The 10547-nt window shown below is 39.4% G+C and carries 11 protein-coding genes; 1 reads left to right on the top strand and 10 read right to left on the bottom strand.

Features of this window, described 5'->3' with window-relative positions; translation table 11 throughout:
* Positions 1-100: 100 nt before the first annotated feature.
* The 7 genes from proS to EUBHAL_RS16895 form a co-directional block, all read right to left on the bottom strand.
* Positions 101-1537, bottom strand: a complete 1437-nt coding sequence (proS, locus tag EUBHAL_RS10255; RefSeq protein ID WP_044923006.1) for a proline--tRNA ligase — start codon at positions 1535-1537, stop codon at positions 101-103.
* A 226-nt stretch (positions 1538-1763) separates the two neighbouring features.
* Complete coding sequence (locus EUBHAL_RS10250) at positions 1764-2477, bottom strand: RluA family pseudouridine synthase (protein ID WP_005348991.1); 714 nt, start codon at positions 2475-2477, stop codon at positions 1764-1766.
* A gap of 70 nt (positions 2478-2547) precedes the next feature.
* Positions 2548-3285: a response regulator transcription factor gene (locus EUBHAL_RS10245; protein ID WP_005348987.1), complete on the bottom strand. Its 738-nt coding sequence runs from the start codon at positions 3283-3285 to the stop codon at positions 2548-2550.
* Between the two features lie 784 nt (positions 3286-4069).
* Entirely contained in the window at positions 4070-5260 is a 1191-nt protein-coding gene (gene coaBC, locus EUBHAL_RS10240) for a bifunctional phosphopantothenoylcysteine decarboxylase/phosphopantothenate--cysteine ligase CoaBC (protein ID WP_005348983.1), read from the bottom strand.
* 3 nt (positions 5261-5263) lie between these two features.
* On the bottom strand, positions 5264-5665 hold the full coding sequence (gene panD / locus EUBHAL_RS10235; RefSeq protein ID WP_005348980.1) for an aspartate 1-decarboxylase: 402 nt from the start codon (positions 5663-5665) through the stop codon (positions 5264-5266).
* 162 nt (positions 5666-5827) lie between these two features.
* The gene (panC, locus tag EUBHAL_RS10230; protein WP_005348974.1) at positions 5828-6670 is read right to left on the bottom strand and encodes a pantoate--beta-alanine ligase; all 843 of its coding nucleotides are present in this window, start codon (positions 6668-6670) and stop codon (positions 5828-5830) included.
* A 7-nt stretch (positions 6671-6677) separates the two neighbouring features.
* On the bottom strand, positions 6678-6824 hold the full coding sequence (locus tag EUBHAL_RS16895; protein WP_334290894.1) for a DUF6783 domain-containing protein: 147 nt from the start codon (positions 6822-6824) through the stop codon (positions 6678-6680).
* Here EUBHAL_RS16895 and EUBHAL_RS16890 point away from each other — a divergent pair.
* Positions 6774-6890, top strand: coding sequence for a DUF6783 domain-containing protein (locus EUBHAL_RS16890; protein ID WP_330068481.1), 117 nt, complete (start codon positions 6774-6776; stop codon positions 6888-6890). The two genes, EUBHAL_RS16895 and EUBHAL_RS16890, sit on opposite strands and share 51 nt — an antisense overlap.
* Positions 6891-6932: 42 nt before the next feature.
* Here EUBHAL_RS16890 and panB read toward each other — a convergent pair whose 3' ends face one another.
* The 3 genes from panB to metK all read right to left on the bottom strand — a co-directional run bounded on the left by panB (position 6933) and on the right by metK (position 10544).
* A complete protein-coding gene (panB, locus tag EUBHAL_RS10225; RefSeq protein ID WP_005348970.1) occupies positions 6933-7760 on the bottom strand; it encodes a 3-methyl-2-oxobutanoate hydroxymethyltransferase in 828 nt (275 codons plus the stop codon).
* 117 nt (positions 7761-7877) lie between these two features.
* The gene (locus tag EUBHAL_RS10220; protein WP_005348968.1) at positions 7878-8726 is read right to left on the bottom strand and encodes a Rossmann-like and DUF2520 domain-containing protein; all 849 of its coding nucleotides are present in this window, start codon (positions 8724-8726) and stop codon (positions 7878-7880) included.
* A gap of 630 nt (positions 8727-9356) precedes the next feature.
* Complete coding sequence (gene metK / locus EUBHAL_RS10215) at positions 9357-10544, bottom strand: methionine adenosyltransferase (RefSeq protein ID WP_044922995.1); 1188 nt, start codon at positions 10542-10544, stop codon at positions 9357-9359.
* Positions 10545-10547: the final 3 nt, after the last annotated feature.

Genomic DNA, 10547 nt, shown 5'->3' with positions numbered 1-10547 from the left:
CGAGCGGGTGAGCGAACATTCAACCTGCAGCGACTAAAGTCACAAATATAGGGTATCGGCTCTCTTTGGGAGCGTCTCCTTGCCTGCGGCAAATCAGGACTTAATAAGCTTTTCCGAAGTAAACCTCACATTTTGCTGGTTTTCCACAGTGAACACATACATCGGAATGTTTTGCCTGTACAAATGGAATACAACGTGTTGTTGCACCATTCTCATCTTTGATGGCTTCTTCACATTCTTTTTCTCCACACCACATTGCGCGGATGAATCCCTGCTGGTTTTCAAGAATGTCATTGAATTCTTCCCAGTTATGAGCGATATGTGTATTTTTCTCAAGATGTGCTTTTGCTTTATTGTACATATCGTTCTGCATTGTCTCAAGAACTTCTGTTAATGTTTCTGGAATCTTATCAATAGGTGTGACAATCTTTTCTCTTGTGTCACGACGAACGATAACTGCCTGACCTTTTTCGATATCCTTTGGTCCGATTTCGATACGGGTAGGAATTCCCTGAATTTCCTGTTCGCTGAACTTCCATCCTGGGGATTTATCGGAATCATCTACTTTTACAGAGAAGTTGGACTTCAGAGTATCACGAATCTCAAATGCTTTATCTAAAACACCGTCTTTCTTCTGCTGGATTGGGATGATCATTGTCTGTACTGGAGCGATTCTTGGAGGTAATACAAGTCCGCTGTCATCACCGTGTACCATGATGATCGCACCGATGATACGAGTGGACATTCCCCATGAAGTCTCGTATACAGGAGAAAGTTTATTATCTTTATTTGTATACTCAATACCAAAAGCCTTTGCAAATCCGTTACCAAAGTTGTGGCTTGTACCGGACTGTAATGCCTTACAGTCATGCATTAATGCCTCAATTGTGTAAGTAGCTTCTGCACCGGCAAATTTTTCTTTTTCTGTCTTTCTTCCTTTTACTAATGGAATCGCTAAAACCTGCTCACAGAAATCTGCGTATACGTTGAGCATCTGCTCTGTTCTTTCTTTTGCTTCCTCTGCTGTTGCGTGGAAAGTATGTCCTTCCTGCCATAAGAACTCAGAAGAACGAAGGAATGGACGAGTTGTCTTTTCCCAGCGAAGTACGGAGCACCACTGATTGTATACAACTGGAAGGTCACGATAAGAATGTACGATGTCCTTTACATGGTCGCAGAATAAGGTCTCTGATGTAGGACGTACACAAAGTCTTTCTGCAAGTTTCTCTTCTCCACCATGAGTTACCCATGCTACTTCTGGTGCAAAACCTTCTACATGATCTTTTTCTTTCTGTAAAAGACTCTCAGGAATTAACATTGGAAGATATACGTTCTCTACCCCTGTCTCTTTAAATCTTGCATCTAACTGCTTCTGGATATTCTCCCAGATTGCATATCCTCTTGGGCGGATGATCATGCATCCTCTTACGTTAGAATAAGAAATTAACTCTGCCTTTGTTACTACATCTGTATACCACTGGGTAAAATCTTTATCCATTGGAGTGATTGCTTCTACAAGCTTCTTTTCCTTAGCCATAATATTTCCTTTCTTCTTATATAACATGATATCTAACATATTTTTTATGATACAAAGATAAAGGATTGCTGCTTCAATTCCCGCAACAATCCGCACTGTCAGTCTGTTTTTTATTGTAAAATAACTCCCTTGATTTGTCAAGAATATGACTATATAAAGCGAGAAAATATACATAAATATGTATACAAAAATAGCACCACCAATAAATAGCTGGCAGTGCTATTTTTTAAAATGCTTCTACATCCATCTTCTCAAATGCTTCTCCTGATGGTTCTATCTTAAATGTCATTCTCTCCCCAGTTACCGGATGATTAAAGGATATCCTTGTAGAATATAATCCAATCTCTGTATATTTCTTTTTCGTTTTCTGGAACTTTGGATTATATTTTGTATCGCCGTAAAGTCCAAGTCCACGAGAAGCAAACTGTACTCGAATCTGGTGATGACGGCCTGTATGAAGAATGACAAGGATCCATGTAAGCACTCCTTCTTTTGTCTCAATACAGTCAATCAATTCATAATCCAGTTCTGCTTTCCTGGCTCCCGGTGTTCCTGCTTTCACTACTTCTGTTTTATTTGTCTTTCCATTTTTCAGGAGATAATCTTCAAAAGTTCCAAAGTCCTCTCTAAGATTTCCACACACAACTGCCTGGTAGTTTTTTTCAAATTCAAAATTTTGAATCTGTTCGCTAAGATTTGCAGCAGCCTCTTTTGTCTTAGCAAGAACCATCAATCCACCTACTGGTCTGTCCAGACGGTGAACAACGGCAAGATATGGTTCTTCCTCACTATTTTGCTCCTCAAAAATATGATGCTTTAGTATTGTAAGCACATCCATATCTCTTGTATGATCGCTCTGTACCGGCATACCTGCAGGTTTTTCACATACAATTACTGCATCGTCTTCAAATACAATCGGAACTCTCTTTTTCTTTAGCATATATTCTTTACTACTCCTCTATTACTTCAGTCTTTTATCTCCTCTATTATACTTATTCAGATTCTTAAAATCAAATGGCATCTACAATACTTTCTCTTTCTCCACTTACATCACTGTCAATAACTCTAAAACGATAACCTGATCCCCAGACCGTTTCAATATATCCGGACTTTACATTTGCATTCTCTGTTTTCTTTCGTATCTTTTTAATATGAACTGTTACTGTCGCAATCTCACCCATTGAATCCATTCCCCACACCGCACTGAATAATTCATCTTTGGAAAATACATGGTTTGGATGTGTTGCGAGATAAGTAAGAAGATCAAATTCCTTAGTAGTAAAAAATCTTTCTTCTTCATTTACGAAGACTCTACGGGCACTTTTATCAATTTTCAATCCTGGGTATTCTATATATTCATTTACATCAATACGTTTCCTGGTGAGTCTGATATAGCGATTTAAATGTGCTTTTACCCTTGCAACCAGTTCGTTCGGACTAAATGGCTTCGTAATATAATCATCTGCTCCAATGCCCAATCCTCTTATCTTATCAATATCACTTTTCTTTGCGGAAACAATAAGAATTGGTATATCTATTCTATGGCGAAGCTCCCGGCATATCTCAAATCCATCCATATCAGGAAGCATCAAATCCAATATAATAAGATCAATATCTCCTTTCAACGCTCTTTGTAATCCGCCTTCACCCGTTTCTTCAATAGATACTTTAAAAGAATTAATCTCCAAATAATCTCTTTCTAATTCCGCAACAGCTCTTTCATCCTCTATTATCAAAATATGCTTCATAAACACCTCTCCATTCTTTGCTGACTTTCTTGTAACTCTTATGTGAAAGAAAGCCTGCCTGCAACAGGAGTACTTTTCGCCCACACAGTATTTGTGGTCTTCTATAACTTTTGATAATAGAAAATCCCAATTATGCTGCCTTCCCCGACAATACTCTTTTATTTACTTTATTGTAATACGATTATAACATAAATTGGTTTTTAAAACACAACTTTTCAAAAACCAAACAATATTTAACAAATATTTTATAAAATTTTTAGGTTTGGGAGACGAAAACAGGAAAATCATATCCTAGAAAATGTGACTTTCGTCGTGGCGTGTTGAATGTTCGCTTTCACGCTCGCATCCAACACTTGCTCCCAGGCCACATTTTCTAGGATATGATTTTTTTGTTTTCTGACTTTGGCAAACTAAATTTTATAAAATAGGGGGGAGGATTTGGGGATTCTCAGGAGGGGTTTCTATTAAATAGTAAGTTTTTAGTTTTTTAATCTTTTTCTACTCTATAGATAACTTGAATCCAGCCAAACTCTCCAGCTCTCTCCCTCAAATCCTACCAAAAAACTACATTCTTCCCCACTCTCCAGAGCAAGTAGAAAACTACCGATAGGTTTTCTGAATCCCCCCAGAAGACAGAACTCTGAACCCTGTATCAATAGTATCTGTGGCCTGGGAGCAAGTGTTGAACACGAGCGCGTAAGCGAGTATTCAACACGCCGCGACGAAAGTCACAGATACTATTGATACAGGGTTCAGAGTTCGTCTCCATGAAATCAAAATCTATCTATTTAAACTCAAGAATGTAGTTTAAAATCTCATCTGCTACTTCCTCTTTGGACATGAGTTCGAGATTTTTTTCTTCTTTTTCTGAAATGATTGTAACCCTGTTGGTATCTGTTCCAAATCCAGCCCCCTGCTCTTTCAAATTGTTAGCTACAATCATATCAAGATGTTTTTTCTTTAATTTTTTTCGGGAATTTTCAAGCATATTTTGTGTTTCCATGGAAAATCCGCAAATAATCTGTTCTGGCTTCTTATGCTCTCCGACATAGCCAAGTATATCGGTTGTTCTTTCGAGAGCGATCGCCATATCTCCATCTCTCTTTTTTACCTTCTCATCGCTGACATTAGACGGACGATAGTCTGCTACTGCTGCTGCTTTAATGAGGATATCCTGCTCTGGAAAACCGCCGCTGACTGCTTCAAACATATCCTGTGCCGTAGTTACAGGAACCATTTTCACAAATGGAACTGGATCGAGTGCAACGGGACCGGAGACAAGTGTTACGTCCGCTCCGCGGAGCATTGCTCTTTTTGCGATGGCATATCCCATCTTTCCTGTAGAGTGATTTGTGATGTAGCGGACAGGGTCAATAGCTTCCTGCGTCGGACCGGCAGTTACCATAATCTTTTTGCCCTTTAAATCTTTTTCACAGGCAATTTCCTTTATGATATATTCATACAAAACTTCCGGATCTGGCATCTTTCCTGCCCCTGTATCTCCGCATGCAAGATAACCAACTGCAGGCTCTACCACTTCCATATCGTATTTCTTCAATATGTTTAAATTATCCTGTACAATCGGATTTTCAAACATATGCACATTCATTGCAGGAGATACGATTTTCTTTGCACTGCAGGCTAAGGCTGTTGTGCTTAACATATCATCTGCAATTCCATGAGCAAGCTTGGCAATAATATTGGCGGAAGCTGGTGCGATCATCATCACATCTGCTTTCTGTGCCACAGACACATGTGCTACATGAAACTGAAAATTTCTGTCAAATGTATCTACGAGACATTTATTATTTGTCAATGTCTCAAATGCAATCGGATTGATAAAGTTCGTTGCGTTTTTTGTCATAATCACATGCACATCACAGTGCTGTTTTACGAGCATACTTGCAAGATTTGCAATTTTATAAGCGGCAATACTTCCAGTTACTCCTAAAACGACGGTTTTTCCTTTTAACATTTTTTATCCTAACCTCTCCATGTCGAATAAACGCCCATGTCTTTCATAATTTGTAACACGGCTGATTTTATTCTCATCATTTACAAATACAACATTTGGTTTATTTTCTTTGGCTTCTTCTGGAGTCATCTGTGCATAAGCCATGAGGATAATCTTATCATTTACACTGGCACATCTTGCTGCGGCACCATTTAAACACATAACGCCGCTGCCTCTTTCGCCGGCAATTGTGTATGTCTCAAAACGGTTTCCATTATTTACATCTACAATCTGAACCATCTGGTATTCTCTGATACCGGCCGCGTCAAGTAAATCCTCATCTACTGTGATGCTTCCAACATAATCAAGTTCAGCCTGAGTAACAGTTGCTCTGTGAATCTTTCCCTGTAACATTGTAATCTGCATTGTATCTATTCCTCCGAAAAATCTCTATGTCTTCTTAATTACAAAATATTAAATAAATCATTATTCAAAGCTACCTGAATTTTAATTTATATTCATTTTCGATATAAACTACTTAGCTCTGAATAACTCTGCGTGTGCTTGAAATATTCTTTAATCCACTTGTTACTCTACGATAAAGTTATCGATGAGTCTTGTCTTTCCAATATAAACGGCCATAGCTACTAATACTGGGGCCTTGATTTCTTCTACAGGCTGCATGGATAATCCGTCTACTGCCTCCACATAATCAATCTTAGCCATTGGCTCAGACTCAATCTTCTTAATCATTGCTTCTTTTACTGCTGCTGCAGATGTCTCTCCATCTTCTACCATTTTTTTACCGAGGAATACAGCTTTACTTAAAATGAGTGCTGCCTTTCTTTCCTCTTCATTTAAATAAGTATTTCTTGAACTCTTTGCCAGACCATCTTCTTCACGCACGATTGGACATCCAACAATTTCGATATCCATATTTAAGTCTCTTACCATACGACGGATGATAGCAAGCTGCTGTGCATCTTTCTGTCCAAAATAAGCACGGTCCGGTGTTACGATATTAAAGAGTTTACTTACAACGGTACATACTCCTCTGAAATGAATTGGTCTGCTCTTTCCACATAATGTCTTAGAAAGAACATCCATATCCACCCATGTACAAAAATCTGGTGCATACATTTCAGATGGTTCTGGGTGAAATACCATAGCTGCTCCAATAGATTCACAAAGCTTACAGTCTGCCTCGAAATCTCTTGGATAAGCTTCTAAGTCTTCTGTTGGTCCAAACTGTGTAGGATTTAAAAATACACTGACAACAACTTTATCATTCTGCTCTACTGCTTTTTTGATTAAGCTTGCATGTCCTTCGTGAAGATATCCCATTGTAGGGACAAGACCAACGGTAAGGCCCTCTCTTCTCCATGCTTTTACCTGCTCTCTTACTTCTTTTACTGTATATACTTTTTCCATAATCTTATTATCCTTCTTTTATATATTTATAATGCCTGATTCTAGAGCGTGTTTGAAAAATGCTTTCTGCAAGATGTGCATCACAATTTGCGGGAGATTTCGCCTGAATGAGGGCGGCGTAGTGGGCTACGGCAACCGAATGAAGGCAAAATATACCGCAAATTGGGGTGTGCAGATTGCTGGAATGATTTTTCAAACACGCTCTAGCATCCCATACTAAAACGATTTTCAAATCGAAAATATCAGATTTATTAATCCAGCATTAATAAAGCTTATCTAACACTTCGTCAGCAATCTTAAATGTATGTTCCTGTGCCGGGAAGGAGCTGTCCTTTACTGCGGCATCATAATCTTTGAATGCCTGTGACATAATCTCCCCTACATTTGCAAAGCTTCGTACAAACTTCGGTGTAAAATCAGAAAACATAGAGAGCATATCTGCATAGACAAGAATCTGTCCATCGCAGCCCTCTCCTGCTCCGATTCCAATCGTAGGAATATGTAACGCCTCTGTTACCTTGCGGGCAAGTTTGGCTGGAACACATTCTAAAACAACAGCAAATGCTCCTGCTTCTTCTACTGCCTTTGCGTCTTCAATAAGCTGCTGTGCTGCCTCTACAGTTTTACCCTGTACTTTAAATCCACCAAATGCATTGACGGACTGTGGAGTGAGTCCAAGATGTGCCATTACTGGAATAGAAGCATCAGTGATTGCCTTAATCTGTGGACACACACTTTTTCCACCCTCTAACTTCACACAGTCACACTGTGTCTCTTTCATAATCTTTCCGGCATTTACAACTGCATCATAAACAGAAGTCTGATAAGAAAGGAAAGGCATATCTACTACTACTAAAGAATTCTTTGCTCCTCTTGCAACAGCAGCTCCATGATGAATCATATCTTCTACTGTTACTGGGATTGTAGTATCATATCCTAAAACAACATTTCCAAGGGAATCTCCAACTAAGATTCCGTTAATTCCTGCAGCATCTTCTAACTTTGCTGTGGAATAATCGTATGCTGTCAGCATGGAAATCTTTTCACCTTTATCTTTCATTGCCTGAAAAGTTGTTACCGTGTTCTTCATTATATACCTCCTGATTCGCTGTCCCTTATGTTGTTGTCATGCAACCCTCACACAAAATCTTCGCTTCATCAAATCATCATCTGATAAAATCGCGAAATGATTTGTGGTCAGACAGTCTTACTCATTTCCGAGAATGTGTTTTAGCCTTCCATAATCTCTGCCCGGATTTTTCTTTTCTCCTATGGAAATAAGAACTTCTGACAAAAGACGATAAAGCATTTGCTGTTTCTCATCCAGACAGTTCAAATGCTTTTCCACGGTCTTTACATCGGCTCTTTCCACCGGACCAGTGAGACTATTTACAGTTCCACGCTCTGCAATATGCTGCATATTTCCAAGCATAATTGGAGCTAATGCCTTAAGCGCACTCTCTTCATCAAACCCACACTCCTGCATCAGATCAAGACTTTCCTGTATCAGTGCAACCACATGATTACTGCATACGGCGGCAGCACAATGATATTTCACTTTATCCTTTGCTGCTATATAACGCACCTCATTTCCAAGATTATTAAAAATCCCGGCGATTTCTTCCCGATGCTTCTCATCGCCTTCTATTACAAAATACGCATGTGATAGCTCTTTGTAAGAATTGTATTTATCGCTGACTGCAAAGAGCGGATGGACAGAATATCCGAAAGCACCACACTTATCAATTCCGGGAAATGCATCTCCGGCTGATAAAGCACCACTGCAATGACATATAAACTTTCCCTCAAGGGACATATCTTTCATCTGATTCCACACTGTGGTAATCAAATCATCAGGAACAGTAAGAAACAGAGTATCACTTATCTTTACAATTGTCTCCAAATCTTCTATAAAGGTCGTCTCTGTAAAAGTCGCCGCCTCTTTCGCAAGATTCTCATTCACATCGTAATATCCTGTTACTTTCAGATTATTTAATCTGAAATACTTACCAAGGGAACACCCAACTTTCCCTGCACCTATAATTCCTGTTCTCATAATTCATCACCCTGCCTTTCGCACGGTGATACTCCGAGTCTTATTCCTAAAGATATAAGCTCAATATCTGCCAGTTACATGGGGGTATGGTTTCGCTTTGAATACCATCCATAAAATTACTACCACACTATATCATTTTCAAAGACATTCGTAAATAGATTTTTTGAAAAAATTGATTATTTTTTAACATGCAATTTTGGATTTGCGGGTAAACAGACGTCACTGTAGTGGAGAAAGTGTGACCGGCTTGCCAGAAGGATTTAGAAAAGAAGGGGTTATTCTAAGCTTGATTTTGTTCCGTTGTGCTAAACGTTCCATTCTGCCTGATAAAACAACCTTGCTCGAAAACGAGCTCGCAAGGTTACAGTCAGAATTTCACAGCACAAAGTCACAAAATTCAAGCTTAGAACAACCCCTTCTTTTTTTAATTTCTTTGAGCAATCCGGCAAAAGTTTCTTACAGCTAATGTTCCATCTAATCCCTACAATCCGTCGAAAAATAACTCTCCCACTTGCCTTAAAGTAGTGCAGCTAACCATGTATCTCCCAAACTTCTGATTTCCCTCCAGCAGCCAAAGTTAGCCCTCAAAAAGAGCCTATCTCCTTTGCCTTAGCTTAGCAGATTAGCATCTTACAGATACTTCTTAAGAGTCTCTGCTTTATCAAGCTTCTCCCATGGGAGATCAAGATCATTTCTTCCAAAATGACCATAAGCTGCTGTCTGCTTATAGATTGGCCTTCTTAAATCAAGCATCTTAATGATTCCTGCTGGTCTTAAATCAAAGTTCTCGCGAACCATATCTACGAGTTTATCTTCTGCAATCTTCCCTGTTCCGAAAGTATCTACCATGATAGATGTAGGCTGTGCTACACCGATTGCGTAGGATAACTGAATCTCACATTTATCTGCGAGTCCGGCTGCTACGATGTTCTTAGCTACATATCTTGCAGCGTAAGCAGCAGAACGGTCTACCTTTGTGCAGTCCTTGCCTGAGAATGCTCCGCCGCCGTGACGTGCATATCCACCATAAGTATCTACGATAATCTTTCTTCCTGTTAATCCACTGTCTCCGTGTGGTCCACCGATTACGAATCTTCCTGTAGGGTTAATGAAGAACTTTGTATTCTCGTCAACCATATCTTGTGGAAGAATTGCATCAAAAACGTATTTCTTAATATCTTCATGAATCTGTTCCTGTGTGACTTCAGGATCATGCTGTGTAGAAAGAACAACCGCATCAAGACGGTCTGGTTTACCATTCTCGTCATATTCTACAGTAACCTGTGTCTTTCCGTCTGGTCTTAAGTAAGACAGAGTTCCGTCTTTACGAACCTTTGTGAGCTGTCTGGATAACTTGTGAGCTAATGCGATAGGATATGGCATATACTCTTCTGTCTCGTTGCTGGCGTAACCGAACATCATACCCTGGTCTCCAGCTCCGATTGCTTCTAATTCTTCATCGCTCATCTTGTTCTCTCTTGCTTCAAGTGCTTTATCAACACCCATAGCAATATCGGAAGACTGCTCATCTAAAGCAACCATAACACCGCATGTATCTGCGTCAAAACCATATTTACCCCTTGTATATCCAATCTCTTTGATTGTATCACGGACAAGCTTCTGAATGTCCACATATGCACTTGTTGTTACTTCTCCCATAACAAGTACAAGGCCTGTTGTCATTGCTGTCTCGCAGGCAACGCGGCTCATAGGGTCTTTTTCCATTAATGCATCAAGTATAGCATCAGAAACCTGGTCACACATCTTATCCGGATGTCCTTCTGTTACAGATTCTGATGTAAATAATCTTCTTTCCATTAT

It is taken from the genome of Anaerobutyricum hallii DSM 3353 (assembly GCF_000173975.1).
In the GTDB taxonomy this organism is placed as follows: domain Bacteria; phylum Bacillota; class Clostridia; order Lachnospirales; family Lachnospiraceae; genus Anaerobutyricum; species Anaerobutyricum hallii.
The sequence above is the reverse complement of the archived record's forward strand: the minus strand, read 5'-3'. Positions and strand labels throughout refer to the sequence as shown.

Excerpts from the sequence above, each read along its gene's own strand:
- panB (WP_005348970.1), bottom strand. The coding sequence starts at position 7,760 with ATGAAGAACACGGTAACAACTTTTCAGGCAATGAAAGATAAAGGTGAA.
- EUBHAL_RS10245 (WP_005348987.1), bottom strand. The coding sequence starts at position 3,285 with ATGAAGCATATTTTGATAATAGAGGATGAAAGAGCTGTTGCGGAATTA.
- panC (WP_005348974.1), bottom strand. The coding sequence starts at position 6,670 with ATGGAAAAAGTATATACAGTAAAAGAAGTAAGAGAGCAGGTAAAAGCA.
- panD (WP_005348980.1), bottom strand. The coding sequence starts at position 5,665 with ATGCAGATTACAATGTTACAGGGAAAGATTCACAGAGCAACTGTTACT.
- proS (WP_044923006.1), bottom strand. The coding sequence starts at position 1,537 with ATGGCTAAGGAAAAGAAGCTTGTAGAAGCAATCACTCCAATGGATAAA.
- metK (WP_044922995.1), bottom strand. The coding sequence starts at position 10,544 with ATGGAAAGAAGATTATTTACATCAGAATCTGTAACAGAAGGACATCCG.
- coaBC (WP_005348983.1), bottom strand. The coding sequence starts at position 5,260 with ATGTTAAAAGGAAAAACCGTCGTTTTAGGAGTAACTGGAAGTATTGCC.
- EUBHAL_RS10250 (WP_005348991.1), bottom strand. The coding sequence starts at position 2,477 with ATGCTAAAGAAAAAGAGAGTTCCGATTGTATTTGAAGACGATGCAGTA.
- EUBHAL_RS10220 (WP_005348968.1), bottom strand. The coding sequence starts at position 8,726 with ATGAGAACAGGAATTATAGGTGCAGGGAAAGTTGGGTGTTCCCTTGGT.